This window comes from Pseudomonas benzenivorans (genome assembly GCF_024397895.1).
GTDB lineage: Bacteria > Pseudomonadota > Gammaproteobacteria > Pseudomonadales > Pseudomonadaceae > Aquipseudomonas > Aquipseudomonas benzenivorans_A.
In genome coordinates this window covers 4,577,176-4,595,371 of sequence record NZ_CP073346.1, presented here as the reverse complement: position 1 = coordinate 4,595,371, position 18,196 = coordinate 4,577,176, and the positions used below count along the sequence as shown (strand labels likewise).

The following is an 18,196-nucleotide window of genomic DNA, read 5'->3' as shown; positions in this document are numbered from 1 at the left end:
CGCCCCGACACTGTTCAGACGGCCTCCCCCTCGCTCGTCGAGAAGTGGCGCCTGATCCGCCGCAAGAGCAGTTGGGCGCGGGCCGTCAGCGGCCATTCGGCGCGATGCAACAGCCACAGGGTATCGACCACCGGAGGCGCACCATCGATGACCTGGATGGCCTCTGGTCGGGAAAAGGCCAGGCGCGCATAGCGCGGAATCACCGTGAACCCCAGGCCGCGGGCCACCGGTTCGAGGATCAGGCCGATCTGGTTGGTGAAGCCATGGCACGGCAGGCTGCGCACGCCCGGGGCGCCGGGGAAACGCCGGCTGAGCAGGCGCCCGGCCATGGCCTGACCATCCGGGTGGTCGATAAAGCCGAGGCGCTCGAGATCGGCCCAGTCGCGAACCGGCTCGCCGGCCGGCGCCACCAGTTCCAGGGGCTCCTCGGCGAAGCGGCTGACACTCAGGCGCGGGTCGTCCGGCTTGAGGGTCACCAGGCCCAGCTCGAAACGATTGTCCAGCACGGCCTCGAGCACTTCGCGGTCCGGGGCGAAGCGATGGCGGATGCTCAGGCCCGGATGCGCCTGCTGCAACGCCAGCAGCTGCGGGTACAGGGCCAGGCCAATGCTGCCGGGGCTGATCAGGCCGATCTCCCCCTGCTCGGCGTCGGCCTCGGACAGCCGCTGCTGCAGGCGCTGGTCGGCGGCGCCGACCTCCGCGCAGTAATCGATCAAGGCGCGACCGGCCGGGGTCAGCTCGAATTGCCGCGGGCGACGGATCAACAAGGGCCCCAGGCGCTCCTCCAGGCGCTGCACATGCTGGCTGACGGCGGCCTGGGTCAGGTCCAGGCGCTCGGCGGCGCGGGTGAAACTGCCCTGCTCCGCGAGCGTGGCGAAGGAGCGTAGCCATTGCGGATTAAGCATAACGATCTCTTATCAAAACCATAACCTGGCGATTATTTTGATTATGGCTATGCGGACCTAGACTGACCACTCTTCACTCCCAGAGGACATGGTCATGCCCAACACCTACCCCCGCAGCTTTTCCCACATCGGCCTGTCGGTCACCGATCTCGAAGCCGCCGTCAAGTTCTACACCGAGGTCATGGGCTGGTACCTGATCATGCCGCCGACCACCATCAGCGAAGACGACTCGGCCATCGGCGTGATGTGTACCGACGTGTTCGGTGCGGGCTGGGGCTCGTTCCGCATTGCCCACCTGTCCACCGGCGACCGCATCGGCGTGGAAATCTTCCAGTTCCGCAACGCCGAGAAGCCGCAGGACAACTTCGAGTACTGGAAGACCGGGGTGTTCCACTTCTGCGTGCAGGACCCGGACGTCGAAGGACTGGCGGCCAAGGTAGTCGCCGCCGGCGGCAAGCAGCGCATGCCGGTGCGCGAATACTTCCCGGGCGAGAAGCCCTACCGCATGGTTTACATGGAAGATCCCTTCGGCAACATCCTGGAGATCTACAGCCACAGCTACGAGCTGACCTACTCCGCCGGCGCCTATGCGTAGCCAGGGACGAGGAGCTCGCGTCCACGGTTAGGTGACTACAGGACCGGGCAACGCCACTCAAGCCAAACAAAAAAGGCCGCAACAGCGGCCTTTTTCATTGTCTGCACAGCTTGGCTATTCGGCCAGGCGCCAGGTGGTACCGCCCTTGCTGTCCTCCAGCACCACGCCCATGGCGCTGAGCTGATCGCGGATGCGGTCGGATTCGCCCCAGTTCTTCTCGGCACGGGCCTGCAGGCGCGCGGCAATCAGGGCCTCGACCTCGGCGGCGTCGACCTTGCCTTCGGCGCCGGCCTGGAGGAAGGCATCCGCCTCCAGCTGCAGCACGCCGAGCAGCCCGGCCAGTTCCTTGAGGCGCGCCGCCAGGGCAGCAGCGGCCGGCAGGTCGCTGTCGCGCAGGCGGTTGACCTCGCGCACCATCTCGAACAGCACGGCGCAGGCTTCCGGGGAATTGAAGTCGTCGTCCATGGCCGCGCTGAAGCGCTCGACGAAGGCCTCGCCGCCGGCCGGCGCCGCCTCGGGCAGGCCGCGCAGGGCGTGGTAGAAACGCTCCAGGGCGCCCTTGGCTTCCTTGAGGCTGTCCTCGGAGTAGTTGATCGGGCTGCGGTAGTGGCTGGAGACCAGCAGGTAGCGCACCACCTCGGGGTGGTACTTTTCCAGCACCTCGCGGATGGTGAAGAAGTTGCCCAGGCTCTTGGACATCTTCTCGCCGTCCACCCGCACCGCGCCGGCGTGCATCCAGGCGTTGGCGTACAGCTTGCCGGTGGCCGCCTCGCTCTGGGCGATCTCGTTCTCGTGGTGGGGGAACACCAGGTCCGGGCCGCCGCCGTGGATATCGAAGGTCTCGCCCAGGCAGCAGGTGGACATCACCGAGCACTCGATGTGCCAGCCCGGCCGCCCCTTGCCCCAGGGCGAATCCCAGCTCGGCTCGCCCGGCTTGGCGCCCTTCCACAGGACGAAGTCCAGCGGGTCTTGCTTGGACTCGTCGACCTCGATACGGGCGCCGACCCGCAGGTCCTCGATCTTCTTGCGCGACAGCTTGCCGTAGCCGACGAACTTGCCGACCCGGTAGTAGACGTCGCCGTTGCCCGGGGCGTAGGCGAAACCCTTGTCGATCAGGGTCTGGATCATCTGGTGCATGCCGGCGATATGCCCGGTGGCGCGGGGCTCCTGGTCCGGACGCAGCACCGACAGGCGGGCTTCGTCCTCGTGCATGGCGGCGATCATGCGCTCGACCAGGGCCTCGAACGGCTCGCCGTTTTCCTGGGCACGCTTGATGATCTTGTCGTCGATGTCGGTGATGTTGCGCACGTAGTTGAGCTGATAGCCGCTATGGCGCAGCCAGCGGGCGATCACGTCGAAGGCCACCATCACCCGCGCATGGCCGATATGGCAGAAGTCGTAGACGGTCATGCCGCACACGTACATGCGCACCTGGTTGTCCACCAGCGGCTTGAAGACGTCCTTGGTCTTGCTCAGGGTGTTGTAGATCGACAGCGCCATTATTGGCCTCCCCAGGAGTCGCGCAGGGTCACGGTGCGGTTGAACACCGGAGCGCCCGGCTGGCTGTCCTTGAGGTCGGCGCAGAAATAGCCCTCGCGCTCGAACTGGAAGCGCTCTTCGGGCTGCGCCTGGGCCAGCGACGGCTCGGCGCGGCAGCCCTTGAGCACAGTCAACGATTCTGGATTGATGTTGTCGAGGAAGCTGGCGCTCTCCTCCACCTTCTCCGGATTGGCCGAACGGAACAACCGATCGTACAGGCGCACTTCGCACTCGACGCTCTCGGCGGCCGGCACCCAGTGGATCACGCCCTTGACCTTGCGGCCCTCGGGGTTCTTGCCCAGGGTGTTCTCGTCGTAGCTGCAGCGCAGCTCGACGATATTTCCGTCGGCATCCTTGATCGCCTCGTCGGCGCGGATCACGTAGCTGCCGCGCAGGCGCACTTCGCCGCCTGGCACCAGGCGCTTGAAGCCGGCCGGCGGGACTTCCTCGAAGTCGCTGGCGTCGATGTAGAGCTCGCGGCTGAACGGCAGCACGCGCACGCCCATGTCCTGCTTGGGGTGACGCGGCAGTTCGAGGTTCTCGACCTGGCCCTCGGGGTAATTGCTGATCACCACCTTGAGCGGCTTGAGCACGCACATGGCGCGCGCGGCATTGGCGTCGAGGTCTTCGCGGATGGCGAACTCCAGCATGCCGATGTCGACCACGCCACCGGCCCGGTTGACGCCGATCATGTCGCAGAAGGTGCGGATCGACGCCGGGGTATAGCCGCGGCGGCGATAGCCGGACAGGGTCGACATGCGCGGGTCGTCCCAGCCCTCGACGTGCTTCTCATCCACCAGCTGCTTGAGCTTGCGCTTGCTGGTGATGGTGTAGTTCAGGTTGAGGCGGGCGAATTCGTACTGGCGCGGCTGCGCCGGCACCGGCAGGTTGGCCAGGAACCACTCGTACAGCGGACGATGGTCCTCGAACTCCAGGGTGCAGATCGAATGGGTAATGCCCTCGATGGCGTCCGACTGGCCATGGGTGAAGTCGTAGCTGGGGTAGATGCACCACTTGTCGCCGGTCTGGTGGTGATGGGCGTGGCGGATGCGGTAGAGGATCGGGTCGCGCAGGTTCATGTTCGGCGAGGCCATGTCGATCTTGGCGCGCAGGGCGCGGGCGCCATCGGCGAACTCGCCGGCCTTCATACGGGCGAACAGGTCGAGGTTCTCCTCGACCGAGCGCTCGCGGAACGGGCTATTCTTGCCCGGCTCGGTGAGGTTGCCGCGGTACTCGCGGGCCTGGTCCGGCGACAGGTCGCAGACGTAGGCCTTGCCCGCCCTGATCAGTTCCACGGCCCAGTCGTGCAGCTGGTCGAAGTAGTTGGAGGCGTAGCGCTCCTCGCCGGCCCACTGGAAGCCCAGCCACTGCACGTCGCTCTTGATCGCGTCGATGTACTCCTGGTCTTCCTTGGCCGGGTTGGTGTCGTCGAAGCGCAGGTTGCACTCGCCACCGAACTCCCTGGCCAGGCCGAAATTCAGGCAGATCGACTTGGCGTGGCCGATGTGCAGGTAACCATTAGGCTCCGGCGGGAAACGGGTGATGATCTTCGTGTGCTTGCCCGAGTCCAGGTCGGCCTGGACGATGGGGCGCAGAAAGTTCGTAGCGGCGGGAGTCTCTGGCTTGCTCATGGGGTCCTTGATCATGCAGGTACGGCGCAGGGTAGGCCGACTAAAACAAAGCGCTTATCATAGCCGAAGCTGTCAACCCCCTGACAGGCCTTCGAATTTCTCGACAGAGTGAATCTCACATGATCAAGCTGCACACCAACCACGGCGTCATCACCCTCAACCTGTTCGAAGACAAGGCCCCGGAAACCGTGGCCAACTTCAAGGAGTACGTGAAGGCCGGCCACTACGACAACACCGTGTTCCACCGCGTGATCAGCAACTTCATGATCCAGGGCGGCGGTTTCGAGCCGGGCATGAAGCAGAAGCCGACCCGCGCCTCGATCAAGAACGAAGCCAACAACGGCGTCTCCAACAAGGTCGGCACCGTCGCCATGGCCCGCACCATGGAGCCGCACTCGGCCTCCGCGCAGTTCTTCATCAACGTCGCCGACAACACCTTCCTCGACCACAGCGCGCCGACCGTGCAGGGCTGGGGCTATGCGGTGTTCGGCGAAGTGGCCGAAGGCATGGACGTGGTCGAGAAGATCAAGGGCGTGGCCACCACCATGAAGTCCGGCCACCAGGACGTACCGGTCGACGACGTGATCATCGAGCGTGCCGAGATCGTTGAGTGATCCTGCTGATCTCCGACCTGCATCTTGAAGAGGAGCGCCCGGACATCAGCCGGGCGTTTCTGCATTTCCTGAAGACCCGCGCCACCCAGGCCGAGGCGCTGTACATACTCGGCGACTTCTTCGAGGCATGGATCGGCGACGATGCCATCAGCCCCTTCCAGCGCTCCATCGCCCAGGCCCTGCGCCAGTTGAGCGACAGCGGCACACGCATCTACCTGATGCACGGCAACCGCGATTTCATGATCGGTCAGGCATTCTGCCGCGAGGCCGGCTGCACCCTGCTGAAGGACCCGAGCCGGGTCGAACTGAACGGGGAACTGGTGCTGCTGATGCACGGCGACAGCCTCTGCACCCAGGATGAGGCCTACATGCGCATGCGCCGCTGGCTGCGCAACCCGCTGAGCCTGTTCATCCTGCGCAACCTGCCACTGGCCACCCGGCACAAGCTGGCGCGCAAGCTGCGCAAGGAAAGCCGCACCCAGACCGCCATGAAGGCCAGCGAGATCGTCGACGTCACCCCCGGCGAGGTGCCACGGGTAATGGCGGCCCACGGCGTACGCACGCTGATTCACGGCCACACCCACCGACCGGCGGAGCATGAACTGCGGGTCGAAGGTCAGCCCGCGCGACGCATCGTGCTGGGCGACTGGGACCGCCAGGGCTGGGCCCTGCAGATCGACGGGCCGAGCTGGCAGCTGGCGCCCTTCCCCCTCGGCTGATCACCCCTAGCGCTGCAGTGCGGCCTGGCGCTCATAGCGCTGGTATTGCGGGCTCGCCTCGATGGTCTGGGCCAGGCGCTGGGTCGCCTCGTTGACCTGATCGGCGACGAACAGGGTGATGTCCGTGCCCGGCAGGGGCGGTAGCTCGTCCTCGATCACCCGCAGACCCGGCTCCAGGGTCGAACGCGGAATGATCCCCACACCTATCCCGGCGCGCACGGCCGCCAATACGCCGGCCCGACTCTGGCTGGTGAAAGCGACGCGGTAGGGAATCTGTGCCTCGGCCAGGGCCTTGTCCGCAGAGGCGCGGTGATAGCAGCCCTCGACGAACACCGCCAGCGGCAATGGCGCGCGCTCATGGGTCAAGTGGGCCTCTGCCCCCACCCAGATCAGCTCGTCGCGAAACAGACGACGACCGCCGGTGGACGAGGTCGGCATCTCCACCAGGGCCAGGTCCAGCTTGCCATCGGCCACCAGCGCCGCCAGGTGCTCGGGGCGATGGTCGCAGACCACCTCCAGGCAGGCTTCCGGGTAGCTCAGCACGAAGGCTTCCAGCAGCGGCGTGAGGCTGCGGGTGGCGTATTGATCGTGGGTGCCGAAGCGCACCTGGCCACCCACCTCGGCATGCTGGAATGTACCCAGGATGCGGTCATGCAGGTTGAGCAGCTGCGGGGCGCAGGACTTCAACTGTTCGCCGGCCTGGGTCAGCCGCACGCCGTACTGGCCGCGCTGCAGCAGCTCGGCCGAAACCAGCTCTTCCAGCCGGCTGAGCTGCATGCTGATGGTCGACGGCGCGCGGTGCAGGCGAGCGGCCGCCGTGGTCAGGTTGAGCGTCTCGGCGACCACTACAAAGGTGCGCAGCAAGGCTATGGGCAGGTCACGCATCACAGAATTCAACCTTATTGAAGGTGGTGATCAATATTTATCGTTTTCCTGAAGCCTGGCAAGCCTCTATTTTAGCCGGCATCCAGCTCACCCCCTGCCGATTCCCTGCGAGCTGTCACGGAGCCTGAATCAATGCGGATGCCCACTACCTTCGGCATGAACCAGATCGTCAGCCACGGCTTTGGCATGTTCCTGTTTGCCGCCCTGATGCCGTTCATGCGCGAGTCCATCGACATCAGCGCCTGGCAGCTGGCGACCATCGGCGCCCTGACCCAGCTGGCCTACCTGGGCGGCGCCATGCTGCTCGGGCTGGTCGGCCACCGCCTCGGCACCGGCCGCCTGGCCCTGCTGACCGGCATCACCAGCAGCAGCCTGCTGTTCGTCATGGCGCAGTTGCGCGACCCCGTGCTGATCACCCTGACCCTGACCTGCCTGGCCGCCAGTGCGGCGATCAGCTGGGGTTGCATCGTCGAGATCGTCAGCCGCTGTGCCCGTGCCGAGTCGCGCTCGACCTACCTGTCCTGCGCGTCCAGCGGCACGGCCTGGGGCTACGCCATCAACGGCCTGCTGATCCTGGTGGTGGTGCCGCTGCTCGGCTGGCAGGCCAGCTGGCAGGTCGCCGGGCTGTTCGGTCTGCTGGTGGTGGCCCTGACCTGGCACATGCTGCGCGACCTCAAGAGCGCACCCGCCAGTCCGACTGCCGGCCCCAGCCCGATCGACGCCGCGATCCCGACTTCCAAGCTGTTCGCCACCATCATCGGCGAGCGCACCGCGCTGTTCGCCTGCCTGATCTGCCTGCTGGTGGGCTTCACCACCATGCCCTTTTCCTACTGGCTCAACACCTACCTGGATGAACTGAGCCTGCCCGCGGCCCTGGGCGGCTACACCTGGGCGACGGTCGGGGGCACGGGCATGGTGGCCGGCTTCATCACCGGCAAGCTGGCCGACCGCAGGGGCCATGGCACCGCGCTGATGGTGATCTTCAGTGGCTTCGCCCTGGGCCTGCTGGCATTCATCCTCGATCCGGGCAAATTCGCGCTGGTCGCCGGCTTCGGTTACGGCCTGATGTATTTTCCGATGTGGGGCATCGTCGCCGGCTGGGTCAATCAGCACTACTCATCCACCGCAACCATGCAGATCAGTGGCATCTGCATGGTGACCTTCGGCCTCGGCGGGACCCTGGGCAACCTGTTGGCGGGCTATATTCGCGAGACGACCGGCTCGCTGCATGACGTGTTCTTCGTGCTGACCGCCGCCTCCCTGCTGCTGGTGGTCCTGGCCATCGTCATCCTGCGCGGCAACCGCAAGGTGCTGCCGATCATCCCGCCAACTGCTGGCGCCTTCTGATAGCAGCACGACGACCGCCGCCGCCAGCCCGACTGGCGGCGGTCCGCTTCGCCCCCTCAGGCGGCGGCGCCGCTGTGGAAGCGGAACTCCTTGTCCGGCGTGAGGATCGCCTCGCGCTCCACCTCGGCGAAGTACGCCACCCGCTCATCGATCGGCTCGCTGGCGTAGTCCCGGGCCATCTTCAGATAGCCTTGGTAATGCCGCGCCTCGGACTTGAGCAATGAGCGGTAGAACTGCCCCAGTTCCTCGTCCAGGTGCGGCGCCAGGCGGAAGAAGCGCTCGCAGGAGCGGGCCTCGATAAAGGCGCCGACGATCAGGGTATCCACCAGCTTGTGCGGCTCCGAGGTGCGCATGTGCTTGTGCAGGCGCTGGGCATACAGGGCGGCGCTGACCGGGCGATAGACGATACCACGCTTGGCCATCAGGGCGGCGACCTGCTCGAAGTGGCGCAGTTCCTCGCGGGCCAGGCGCGACAGGTTGTACTGCAGATCGGCCTTCTCTATATAACGGAACAGCAGGGTCATGGCTGTGGACGCCGCCTTCTTCTCGCAGTTGGCGTGGTCGATCAGCAGGATGTCCTGATGCTGCAGGGCCTGGGCGATCCAGGCGTCAGGCGTGGGACAGAGCAGGAAGGCTTCGATCTCGGGTAGCAGGTGCATAGGCTCACGATAGGGTTGGCGGCGCCGGCTGGCGGGCAAGGCCGGCCATTATACGAATGGCGCGGGGAACAGCCAGCCGGGCCGTTGATACGGGTCAAGACACGCCCTGACCTGCACCATCTATAGTTGTCTGGAGAAGCAGCCATTTCACAGGGAGACGTTCATGCAAGCTATTCGCAGCATTCTGGTGGTGATGGAGCCGGAGCAGCCAGAAGGCCTGGCCCTGAAGCGGGCCAAGTTGATCGCCGGGGTGACGCAGTCTCAGCTGCACCTGCTGGTCTGCGACAAGAAGCATGATCACTCGGCCTATCTGCACGACCTGAGCAACACCCTTGAGCAGGAGGGCTACAACGCATCCTGCCAGCAGGCCTGGCATGAAAACCTGCACCAGACCGTGATCACCGTCCAGCAGGCCGAAGACTGTGGACTGGTGATCAAGCAGCACTTTCCCGACAACCCGCTGAAGAAGGCCCTGCTTACCCCGGACGACTGGAAGCTGCTGCGCTACTGCCCTTCCCCGGTGCTGATGGTGAAAAGCGACAAGCCCTGGGCCGGCGGCATCGTCCTGGCGGCCGTGGATGTCGGCAATGCCGATGTCGAGCACCGTACCCTGCACGCCAGCATCATCGGCCATGGCCATGACATCGCCGCGCTGGCCAAGGCCAAGCTGCATGTGATCAGCGCCCACCCGGCGCCGATGCTGTCCGCCGCCGACCCGACCTTCCAGCTCAAGGAAACCATCGAGGCGCGCTACCGCGAAGAGTGCAAGGCGTTCCAGGCCGAATACGAGATCGCCGACGACTGCCTGCACATCGCCGAAGGGCCGGCCGACGCCCTGATCCCGCAGATGGCCCGCAAACTCGCCGCCGTGGTCACGGTGATCGGCACGGTGGCTCGCACCGGCCTGTCCGGCGCGCTGATCGGCAATACCGCCGAGGTGGTGCTGGACTCGCTGGAGAGCGACATCCTGGTGCTCAAGCCGGCGGACATCATCGCCCACCTGGAGGAACTGGTCGCGCAGCGCTGAGCAACCCTGCACGCCTGAATTCGGCCTGTGCCGCCCTGCGGTGCAGGCCTGAGCGCAGCTGACATACGGCCATGGCAGGAGGTGAATTTAGCGGCCATGCTGATACGGCTGCGCACCCGATCAGCGCCCCCCGGTAACACCGAGGCAACCCCAGGCAGGCTCCGATCGCGGCTGCGCGACCTCACGGATCAACGTCGAGGGAAATAGCCATGCAACGCATTCGCCGAATTCTGGTCGTGCTTAATCCGGTGCACACCGACAGCCTCGCCCTGAGGCGAGCCAAACAGATCGCCACCGCCATCAACGCCCATCTGCATCTGCTGCTCTGCGACCAAAGGCAGCACTACAGCGCGCTCCTCAAGCAGCTCGAAACACAGTTGAGCGGCGAGGGCTTCAGCGTAACCACGCAACAGGAAAACTGTGACCACCTGCACCCGACCGGCGCCATCCTCGCGACACAGAAGAGCCAGGGCTGCGACCTGGTGATCAAGCAGCACTACCCGGACAACCCGCTGACCAAGACGCTGATCCCGCCGCAAGACTGGCGACTATTGCGCGACTGTCCGGTGCCCGTGCTGATGACCAAGACCGAGCGCGCCTGGGACGGCGGCCTGGTGCTGGCGGCCATGGACGTCGATAACCACGAGGGCGAACACCTGGACCTGCAGGGCAGCATCATCGGCCATGCCGCTGACCTGGCCAGCCTGATCCATGGCACGCTGCACGCGGTCACCGCCTATTCCGGCGGCTTTGCCCTGGCCGCCGACCCTTGCGCCCCCAAACTCGACGGCAAGGCCGCGCAGTGCTGGGAGGCCAGCCGCTGGTTTCAGGACGAGTACGGCCTGCGCGACCATCAACTGCACCTGGCCGAAGGCCCGGCCAGGTCGGTGATCCCGCAGTATGCCCACGAGCTGGAGGCGGCCATCACGGTCATCGGTACGGTGGCCCGCACGGGCCTGTCGGGCGCGCTGATCGGCAACACGGCCGAGGCCGTGCTCGACCGGGTCGACAGCGACGTGCTGGTGCTCAAGCCTCACGACCCGGCGGTGCACCTGCTCGAACCCCTGGAGGGTCGGCAGGACCAGGAACGGCAGGCCAGCCCCAGGCAAACCGGCGACGCCGAGCGCCTGCAGAGAATTGCCGACGACTATCTGGTGTCGTGGAGAAACCTGGGCGCGATATAGCGGCCGTAGTGTGCTTCGGACAACAGGAAGAACTCGCGGTCGATGGCATCACGCAGCTCGGGCAGGGCCCAGTCGCGGAATTCCGGCAGCAGCACGATGCCGTAGGCCTCGAGCTGGTTGATCACCCGTGCGCCACGGGCAATCAACTGGTACGCCCAGCAGTAGGGCGACTGCTGCGCCACGAAGCGGACCTGGCGCTGCTCCAGCTGCGTACGCAGGCGATCTTCATCGAAGACTTCCAGCTTGGCCACCATCACCTGCTCCAGCAGCAGCTCCAGGCGCCGCCAGACCGCCTGCTTTTCCTCCTCGCTGTAGCCATTCCACTGGATCACCTCGTGGTGGAAGCGCTTGCACCCGCGGCACACCAGGTCACCGTAGACGGTCGAACACAGGCCTACACAGGGGGTCTTGATGCGGTGATTGGACATGGCGAGAACGGCGTCGAAGGCGAAACGGCCTGGCATCTTAGCCCTTTGTCCAAGCCAGATCATCCCCATCCGGCCGACGGCAATCGCTTAACTTTGCCCGCGCTTTGCAGTAGTATCGGCGCGCCTTTTATAGGCGCCAATGTCCGTTGGAAGCTGTTTTCAAAGCGTCACGAGCACAGTCGATCCTGCAGGTACGATGTTGGCGCCGGCTCTTGAACCCCCCTTCAAGCGTCTGCGCCAGCCCTCATCTACCCCGTCCTGCCGGCGTAAAACTTTGAAAGCAGCTTCTGGAAGGAATCCCTGAAATCTCGGCCGAGCGGCTCAAAAAGCCACGAAGCGCTTGATTCGGTGTTTTCTGGATACGCGTCCCGGACAACCCTTTGGGACCACTGATGAGGGTAATAACTGTGCTTGAAGCCTATCGCAACCACGTAGCAGAGCGTGCCGCTCAGGGTATCGTGCCCCAGCCGCTGAACGCCGAACAAACCGCAGGCCTGGTCGAGCTGCTGAAAAACCCGCCGGCTGGCGAAGAAGAATTCCTCGTTGACCTGATCACCAACCGCGTGCCGCCAGGCGTCGACGAAGCCGCCTACGTCAAGGCCGGGTTCCTCTCTGCCGTGGCCAAGGGCGAAGCCACCTCCCCGCTGATCAACAAGCAGCGCGCCGTCGAACTGCTCGGCACCATGCAGGGCGGCTACAACATCGCCACCCTGGTCGAGTTGCTGGATGACGCCGAGTTGGCCAGCGTCGCCGCCGAGCAACTGAAGCACACCCTGCTGATGTTCGACGCCTTCCACGACGTCGCCGAACAAGCCAAGGCCGGCAACGCCCACGCCAAGGCCGTGCTGCAGTCCTGGGCCGATGGCGAGTGGTTCACCAAGCGCCCGGCGATCGCCGAGAAATACAGCCTGACCGTGTTCAAGGTCCCCGGCGAAACCAACACCGATGACCTGTCCCCGGCGCCCGACGCCTGGTCGCGTCCGGACATCCCGCTGCACGCCCTGGCCATGCTGAAGATGGCCCGCGACGGCATCGAGCCCGAGCAGCAAGGCGCCATCGGTCCGCTCAAGCAGATCGAAGCGGTCAAGGCCAAGGGCTTCCCGGTCGCCTACGTCGGCGACGTGGTCGGCACCGGTTCCTCGCGCAAGTCCGCCACCAACTCGGTGCTGTGGTTCTTCGGCGACGACATCCCCTTTGTTCCGAACAAGCGCGCCGGTGGCTTCTGCTTCGGCTCCAAGATCGCCCCGATCTTCTACAACACCATGGAAGACGCCGGCGCCCTGCCGATCGAGTTCGACGTGTCGAACCTCAACATGGGCGACGTGATCGACGTCTACCCCTATGCCGGCAAGGTCTGCAAGCACGGCAGCGAAGAGGTCATCACCACCTTCGAACTGAAGACCCCGGTGCTGCTCGACGAAGTCCGCGCTGGCGGCCGTATCCCGCTGATCGTCGGCCGCGGCCTGACCGAGAAGGCCCGCGCCGAACTGGGTCTGGGTTCTTCCGACCTGTTCAAGAAGCCGGAGCAGCCGGTTGACAGCGGCAAGGGTTTCACCCTGGCGCAGAAGATGGTCGGCAAGGCCTGCGGCGTGACCGGCGTGCGTCCGGGCACCTACTGCGAGCCGAAGATGACCACCGTCGGCTCCCAGGACACCACAGGTCCCATGACCCGCGACGAGCTGAAGGACCTGGCTTGCCTGGGCTTCTCCGCCGACCTGGTGATGCAGTCCTTCTGCCACACCGCGGCCTATCCGAAGCCGATCGACGTCACCACCCACCACACCCTGCCGGACTTCATCCGCACCCGCGGCGGCGTGTCCCTGCGTCCGGGCGACGGCATCATCCACAGCTGGCTGAACCGCATGCTGCTGCCGGACACCGTCGGCACCGGCGGCGACTCGCACACCCGCTTCCCGATGGGCATCAGCTTCCCGGCCGGTTCCGGCCTGGTGGCCTTCGCCGCCGCCACCGGCGTCATGCCGCTGGACATGCCGGAATCCATCCTGGTGCGTTTCAAGGGCAAGATGCAGCCCGGGATCACCCTGCGTGACCTGGTCCATGCCATCCCCTACTACGCCATCCAGAAGGGCCTGCTGACCGTCGAGAAGAAGGGCAAGAAGAACGCCTTTTCCGGCCGCATCCTGGAGATCGAAGGTCTCGACGAACTGACCGTCGAGCAGGCGTTCGAACTGTCCGACGCCTCCGCCGAGCGTTCGGCCGCCGGTTGCACCATCAAGCTGCCGGAAAAGGCCATCGCCGAGTACCTGAAGTCGAACATCACCCTGCTGCGCTGGATGATCAGCGAAGGCTACGGCGATGCCCGCACCATGGAACGCCGCGCCCAGGCCATGGAAGCCTGGCTGGCCAACCCGGAGCTGATGAGCGCCGATGCCGACGCCGAGTACGCCGAAGTCATCGAGATCGACCTGAGCGAGCTGAAGGAGCCGGTGCTCTGCGCACCGAACGATCCGGACGACGCCCGTCTGCTGTCCAGCGTTCAGGGCGAGAAGATCGACGAGGTGTTCATCGGTTCGTGCATGACCAACATCGGTCACTTCCGCGCCGCCGGCAAGCTGCTGGACAAGGTCAAGGGCGGCATTCCGACCCGTCTGTGGCTGTCGCCGCCGACCAAGATGGATGCCCACCAGCTGACCGAGGAAGGCTACTACGGCATCTACGGCAAGGCCGGTGCACGCATGGAAATGCCGGGCTGCTCGCTGTGCATGGGTAACCAGGCACGGGTCGCCGCCAACTCCACCGTGGTCTCGACCTCGACCCGCAACTTCCCCAACCGTCTGGGCGATGGCGCCAACGTGTACCTGGCCTCTGCCGAACTGGCAGCGGTCGCCGCGATCACCGGCAAGCTGCCGACGGTCGAGGAGTACATGGTCTACGCCAAGGACATCGACAGCATGGCGGCGGACGTCTACCGCTACCTGAGCTTCGACCAGATCGCCGAGTTCCGCGAAGCCGCTGCCAACGCCCAGATCCCGGTCGTTCAAGCCTAAGCGTTACCCGCGTCGAAAGAGCCCCGCCCCGTGCGGGGCTTTTTTATGGGCGACATTCCGTGGCCGTGGCATATCGCTTGCTTAAACACACTAAACAGGCCCGCGCCAACGCGGCAGTCGGCCTTATGGCAAGGGCGTCGTTCCGCTGGCTGTGCGCAGCGCAGGCGACCCGAGGTGTTGAGAAAGGAATGCGCGATGAGCGAACACGCTGTACCCCGTGACGACGCCCTGGCCTGGGTCAATGGCAGTGATGCCCCGGAAAAGAGCGCCCTGAACCTCGGCTTCATGGCGCTCACCGACTCGGCCTCGCTGATCGTTGCCGCCACCCAGGGCTTCGCCCAGCCCTATGGCCTGACCCTCAACCTGCAACGCCAGGCCTCCTGGGCAACCCTGCGCGACAAGCTGCTCAGCGGCGAGCTGCACGCGGCCCAGGGCCTCTACGGCCTGCTCTATGCCGTGCACCTGGGCATCGGCGGCACGCCGCCGGTGGACATGGCGGTGCTCATGGGGCTGTCGCAGAACGGCCAGAGCATCAACCTCTCGCAGCCTCTGCAAGCGGCCGGGGTGACCCATCCTGAAGCGCTGCGCGCACGGGTGCACGGAAAGGGTGCAAAGCTCACCCTGGCACAGACCTTCCCCACCGGCACCCATGCCCTGTGGCTCTACTACTGGCTGGCCAGCCAGGGCATTCACCCCCTCGAGGATGTGCGCACCCTGGTCGTCCCCCCGTCGCAGATGGTCGCCCACCTGCGGGCCGGGCGCATCGACGGCTTCTGCGCCGGCGAACCCTGGGGCGCCCAGGCGATCGCCGAAAGAAAGGGCTTTACCCTGGCCACCAGCCAGTCGATCTGGGCGGATCATCCGGAAAAGGTCCTGGGTTGCACCCAGGCGTTCGTCGACGCCTACCCGAACACCGCCCGCGCCCTGGTGATGGCGGTGCTGGAAGCCAGCCGCTTCATCGACCAGAGCGACGACAACAGGCGCAGCACGGCACAGCTGATCAGCGCTCGCGAATACCTGGACGCACCGCTGAACGCCATCCAGCCGCGCCTGCTCGGGCAGTACGAGGATGGCAACGGCCATGCCTGGCTGGATGCCCATCGGCTGCGCTTCTTCGACGGGGGCCAGGTGAACATGCCCTACCTGTCCGACGGCCTCTGGTTCATGACCCAGTTCCGGCGCTGGGGCCTGCTGCGCGAGGACCCGGACTACTTCGAGGTGGCCCGCCAGGTCCAGCAGCTCAAGCTGTATCAGGAGGCGGCCGCGGCGCTGGCCATCGTCGTGCCGGCGTCGCCGCTGCGCAGCGCCACGCTTCTCGACGGCAAGGTCTGGGATGGCTCCGACCCCGCCGGCTACGCCCGCAGCTTCGCCCTGCACGCCCTGGCCGATGCCAGCCTGACCTCAGCCCTCTGACCCCGCGGAACCGACACCACCATGCTGCGCATTCTCCTGATCAACGACACACCGAAAAAGGTTGGCCGACTCAGGGCCGCCCTGATCGAAGCCGGCTTCGAGGTGATCGACGAGTCCGGCCTGACCATCGACCTGCCCGAGCGGGTCGAGGCGGTCCGTCCCGACGTCATCCTGATCGACAGCGAATCGCCCGGCCGCGACGTCATGGAGCAGGTGGTGCTGGTCAGCCGTGACCAGCCTCGACCCATCGTCATGTTCACCGACGAGCACGACCCCAAGGTCATGCGCCAGGCCATCCAGTCCGGGGTCAGCGCCTACATCGTCGAAGGCATCGCGGCCGAGCGCCTGCAGCCGATTCTCGACGTGGCCATGGCCCGCTTCGAGAGCGATCAGGCCCTGCGCGCGCAATTGCAGGCGCGCGACGCCCAGCTGGCCGAGCGCAAGCGCATCGAACTGGCCAAGGGCCTGCTGATGAAGATGAAGAGCTGCAATGAGGAGGAGGCCTACACCCTCATGCGCCGCCAGGCCATGAGTCGCCAGCAGAAGCTGATCCAGGTCGCCGAGCAGATCATCGCCATGCACGACATGCTCGGCGGTTGAACCCAGCCCGCCGCGCAACTGTACTGGCCGAAAGGCAACTGTGTGCGACCTCGTACCGCCTGTAGCGGGCGCTGTACGTCCGTTTCATCGGCCGATTGTGCCTGCTGCACCTCGATAGCACTGGCTAAGCTGGAGGCCCTTGTCCAACCCACAGCGAGACCCGCCAGCATGACCAGCCCCAGCGAAGAACGCCAACTTCTGGCCGACGCCGATCGCCGCGCCCTCAGCTACTTCGATGGCATTGCCAACCGCCCGGTATTCCCGACGCCCGCCGCCATCGCCGACCTGAAAGCCTTCGAGCAGGCGCCCCCGGAACACGGCATGGCGGCCGAAGACGTGCTGCGGCGCCTGGACGAGATCGGCTCGCCGGCCACCGTCGCCTCCAACGGCCCGCGCTATTTCGGCTTCGTCATCGGCGCCACCCTGCCCGCGGCCGCCGCGGCGGAGCGCATGGTGCTGGCCTGGGACCAGTGCGCCTCATCGTTCGACAACTCGCCGGCCGCCGACACCCTGGAGCGCATCGCCGGTCGCTGGGTCTGTGAGCTGCTCGGTCTGCCGACGCAAAGCGCCGTGGGTTTCGGCACCAGCGCCACCGCCTGCACCCTCGCCTGCCTGTCCGCCGCCCGGCGCAAACTGCTGGCCAGCAAGGGCTGGGACTTCGACGGCGACGGTCTGGTCGGCGCCCCGGAAGTGCGGGTGGTGGTTTCCGCCAGCTGCCACATCACCGTGAAGAAGGCCCTGCGTATCCTCGGTTTCGGCGTGAACCGGCTGATCGTCGCGCCGACCGATGGCGAAGGACGGGTCGATCCGCAGCAGCTGCCGGCGCTGGATGACATGACCATCCTCTGCCTGCAGGCCGGCGAGGTGAACACCGGCGAGTTCGACCCCTTCGCCGAACTGATCCCCAGGGCCAAGGCGGCGGGCGCCTGGGTACACGTCGATGGCGCCTTCGGTCTCTGGGCCCGGGCCTCGTCCTCGGCCCACCTGGCAGCCGGGGTGGAGCTGGCCGACAGCTGGACCACCGACGGCCACAAGTGGCTGAACACCCCCTACGACGGCGCCATGGCCATCTGCCGCGACGCCGAGGCCCTGGCCACCGCGATGAACAGCGACGCCGCCTACGCCACGGCCTCCAAGGATGCGCAGAAGAACCTGACCCTGGAGTTTTCCCGCCGTGCCCGCGGGGTGGCGATCTGGGCGGCGCTGTCGAGCCTCGGCCGCGCCGGCCTGCGCGAGATGATCGACCGGCATATCCGCCAGGCCGGCCACCTCGCCAGCAGTTTGCGCGCCCAGGGCTATCAGGTGCTCAACCGCGCCGTGCTGAATCAGGTGCTGGTGCGCGCCGACAACGACGAACAGACCGTGGCCATCCGCCAGGCGGCACAGGCCTCCGGGCAGGTGTGGTTCGGCCCGACCCTCTGGCAGGGACGCCCGGCCTTCCGCCTCAGCGTGTCGTCCTGGCGCACCAGCGATGCCGACATCCAGGTGCTGATCGAGCTGCTGGGCGAACTCAAGCACAGCATCCCGGCCTGACCACGTCACTCAAACAAGTCGCTCGACAAATCCCGGGCGCTGCGGGAGGGCACCGTGCCCTCCCTTGATGAAGCCGGAACCTATCCTGCATCGCTGCCTGTTGTGAATG

General features: G+C 65.8%; 16 protein-coding genes. 10 read left to right on the top strand and 6 right to left on the bottom strand.

What is annotated here, in order from left to right:
• Positions 1-14 precede the first annotated feature (14 nt).
• Positions 15-905, bottom strand: a complete 891-nt coding sequence (locus KDW96_RS21340) for a LysR family transcriptional regulator (protein ID WP_255838213.1) — start codon at positions 903-905, stop codon at positions 15-17.
• 94 nt (positions 906-999) lie between these two features.
• Here KDW96_RS21340 and KDW96_RS21335 point away from each other — a divergent pair, with 94 nt between their 5' ends.
• Positions 1,000-1,500, top strand: a complete 501-nt coding sequence (locus tag KDW96_RS21335) for a lactoylglutathione lyase family protein (RefSeq protein ID WP_255838212.1) — start codon at positions 1,000-1,002, stop codon at positions 1,498-1,500.
• Positions 1,501-1,614: 114 nt separating this feature from the next.
• On the opposite strand, the gene cysS is transcribed toward KDW96_RS21335, so the two are convergent.
• Both cysS and KDW96_RS21325 read right to left on the bottom strand, forming a co-directional pair.
• Positions 1,615-3,000 (bottom strand): cysteine--tRNA ligase, encoded by a 1,386-nt coding sequence (gene cysS, locus KDW96_RS21330; protein WP_255838211.1) that lies wholly within the window; start codon positions 2,998-3,000, stop codon positions 1,615-1,617.
• Positions 3,000-4,670 carry a glutamine--tRNA ligase/YqeY domain fusion protein gene (locus tag KDW96_RS21325; protein ID WP_255838210.1) on the bottom strand — a complete coding sequence of 557 codons (1,671 nt, stop codon included), beginning with the start codon at positions 4,668-4,670 and terminating at the stop codon, positions 3,000-3,002. Before KDW96_RS21325 ends, cysS begins: the two co-directional genes overlap by 1 nt.
• Before the next feature lie 119 nt (positions 4,671-4,789).
• Between KDW96_RS21325 and KDW96_RS21320 the strand changes: the two genes are divergently transcribed.
• Entirely contained in the window at positions 4,790-5,284 is a 495-nt protein-coding gene (locus tag KDW96_RS21320) for a peptidylprolyl isomerase (RefSeq protein ID WP_255838209.1), read from the top strand.
• Positions 5,281-6,003 carry a UDP-2,3-diacylglucosamine diphosphatase gene (gene lpxH, locus KDW96_RS21315; protein ID WP_255838208.1) on the top strand — a complete coding sequence of 241 codons (723 nt, stop codon included), beginning with the start codon at positions 5,281-5,283 and terminating at the stop codon, positions 6,001-6,003. The genes KDW96_RS21320 and lpxH overlap by 4 nt, the downstream gene beginning before the upstream one ends.
• A gap of 6 nt (positions 6,004-6,009) precedes the next feature.
• Here the strand turns inward: lpxH and KDW96_RS21310 are convergent, their stop codons facing one another.
• Positions 6,010-6,888, bottom strand: coding sequence for a LysR substrate-binding domain-containing protein (locus KDW96_RS21310; protein WP_255838207.1), 879 nt, complete (start codon positions 6,886-6,888; stop codon positions 6,010-6,012).
• A 132-nt stretch (positions 6,889-7,020) separates the two neighbouring features.
• Here KDW96_RS21310 and KDW96_RS21305 point away from each other — a divergent pair, with 132 nt between their 5' ends.
• Entirely contained in the window at positions 7,021-8,235 is a 1,215-nt protein-coding gene (locus KDW96_RS21305; RefSeq protein WP_255838206.1) for an MFS transporter, read from the top strand.
• Positions 8,236-8,291: 56 nt separating this feature from the next.
• Here the strand turns inward: KDW96_RS21305 and KDW96_RS21300 are convergent, their stop codons facing one another.
• Positions 8,292-8,894, bottom strand: coding sequence for a MiaE family protein (locus KDW96_RS21300; protein WP_255838205.1), 603 nt, complete (start codon positions 8,892-8,894; stop codon positions 8,292-8,294).
• A 163-nt stretch (positions 8,895-9,057) separates the two neighbouring features.
• Here KDW96_RS21300 and uspL point away from each other — a divergent pair, with 163 nt between their 5' ends.
• Both uspL and KDW96_RS21290 read left to right on the top strand, forming a co-directional pair.
• On the top strand, positions 9,058-9,921 hold the full coding sequence (gene uspL / locus KDW96_RS21295; RefSeq protein ID WP_255838204.1) for a universal stress protein UspL: 864 nt from the start codon (positions 9,058-9,060) through the stop codon (positions 9,919-9,921).
• Between the two features lie 209 nt (positions 9,922-10,130).
• Complete coding sequence (locus KDW96_RS21290) at positions 10,131-11,105, top strand: universal stress protein (RefSeq protein WP_255838203.1); 975 nt, start codon at positions 10,131-10,133, stop codon at positions 11,103-11,105.
• Here the strand turns inward: KDW96_RS21290 and KDW96_RS21285 are convergent.
• The gene (locus KDW96_RS21285) at positions 11,069-11,533 is read right to left on the bottom strand and encodes a DUF1289 domain-containing protein (protein ID WP_255840591.1); all 465 of its coding nucleotides are present in this window, start codon (positions 11,531-11,533) and stop codon (positions 11,069-11,071) included. The genes KDW96_RS21290 and KDW96_RS21285 overlap by 37 nt on opposite strands.
• 407 nt (positions 11,534-11,940) lie before the next feature.
• On the opposite strand from KDW96_RS21285, the gene acnB reads away from it, so the two are divergent.
• The 4 genes from acnB to KDW96_RS21265 all read left to right on the top strand — a co-directional run bounded on the left by acnB (position 11,941) and on the right by KDW96_RS21265 (position 18,087).
• Complete coding sequence (gene acnB / locus KDW96_RS21280; protein ID WP_255840590.1) at positions 11,941-14,541, top strand: bifunctional aconitate hydratase 2/2-methylisocitrate dehydratase; 2,601 nt, start codon at positions 11,941-11,943, stop codon at positions 14,539-14,541.
• A 195-nt stretch (positions 14,542-14,736) separates the two neighbouring features.
• The gene (locus tag KDW96_RS21275; RefSeq protein WP_255838202.1) at positions 14,737-15,954 is read left to right on the top strand and encodes a CmpA/NrtA family ABC transporter substrate-binding protein; all 1,218 of its coding nucleotides are present in this window, start codon (positions 14,737-14,739) and stop codon (positions 15,952-15,954) included.
• A 21-nt stretch (positions 15,955-15,975) separates the two neighbouring features.
• Positions 15,976-16,554: an ANTAR domain-containing response regulator gene (locus KDW96_RS21270; protein WP_255838201.1), complete on the top strand. Its 579-nt coding sequence runs from the start codon at positions 15,976-15,978 to the stop codon at positions 16,552-16,554.
• Positions 16,555-16,722: 168 nt separating this feature from the next.
• Positions 16,723-18,087 (top strand): pyridoxal phosphate-dependent decarboxylase family protein, encoded by a 1,365-nt coding sequence (locus tag KDW96_RS21265; protein ID WP_255838200.1) that lies wholly within the window; start codon positions 16,723-16,725, stop codon positions 18,085-18,087.
• The last annotated feature ends 109 nt before the right edge of the window (positions 18,088-18,196 follow it).

What these genes read in the sequence shown, in the direction of transcription:
- KDW96_RS21340 (WP_255838213.1), bottom strand. Translation starts at nt 905, where the DNA reads ATGCTTAATCCGCAATGGCTACGCTCCTTCGCCACGCTCGCGGAGCAG.
- KDW96_RS21335 (WP_255838212.1), top strand. Translation starts at nt 1,000, where the DNA reads ATGCCCAACACCTACCCCCGCAGCTTTTCCCACATCGGCCTGTCGGTC.
- cysS (WP_255838211.1), bottom strand. Translation starts at nt 3,000, where the DNA reads ATGGCGCTGTCGATCTACAACACCCTGAGCAAGACCAAGGACGTCTTC.
- KDW96_RS21325 (WP_255838210.1), bottom strand. Translation starts at nt 4,670, where the DNA reads ATGAGCAAGCCAGAGACTCCCGCCGCTACGAACTTTCTGCGCCCCATC.
- KDW96_RS21320 (WP_255838209.1), top strand. Translation starts at nt 4,790, where the DNA reads ATGATCAAGCTGCACACCAACCACGGCGTCATCACCCTCAACCTGTTC.
- KDW96_RS21310 (WP_255838207.1), bottom strand. Translation starts at nt 6,888, where the DNA reads ATGCGTGACCTGCCCATAGCCTTGCTGCGCACCTTTGTAGTGGTCGCC.
- KDW96_RS21305 (WP_255838206.1), top strand. Translation starts at nt 7,021, where the DNA reads ATGCGGATGCCCACTACCTTCGGCATGAACCAGATCGTCAGCCACGGC.
- KDW96_RS21300 (WP_255838205.1), bottom strand. Translation starts at nt 8,894, where the DNA reads ATGCACCTGCTACCCGAGATCGAAGCCTTCCTGCTCTGTCCCACGCCT.
- uspL (WP_255838204.1), top strand. Translation starts at nt 9,058, where the DNA reads ATGCAAGCTATTCGCAGCATTCTGGTGGTGATGGAGCCGGAGCAGCCA.
- KDW96_RS21290 (WP_255838203.1), top strand. Translation starts at nt 10,131, where the DNA reads ATGCAACGCATTCGCCGAATTCTGGTCGTGCTTAATCCGGTGCACACC.
- KDW96_RS21285 (WP_255840591.1), bottom strand. Translation starts at nt 11,533, where the DNA reads ATGTCCAATCACCGCATCAAGACCCCCTGTGTAGGCCTGTGTTCGACC.
- KDW96_RS21275 (WP_255838202.1), top strand. Translation starts at nt 14,737, where the DNA reads ATGAGCGAACACGCTGTACCCCGTGACGACGCCCTGGCCTGGGTCAAT.
- KDW96_RS21270 (WP_255838201.1), top strand. Translation starts at nt 15,976, where the DNA reads ATGCTGCGCATTCTCCTGATCAACGACACACCGAAAAAGGTTGGCCGA.
- KDW96_RS21265 (WP_255838200.1), top strand. Translation starts at nt 16,723, where the DNA reads ATGACCAGCCCCAGCGAAGAACGCCAACTTCTGGCCGACGCCGATCGC.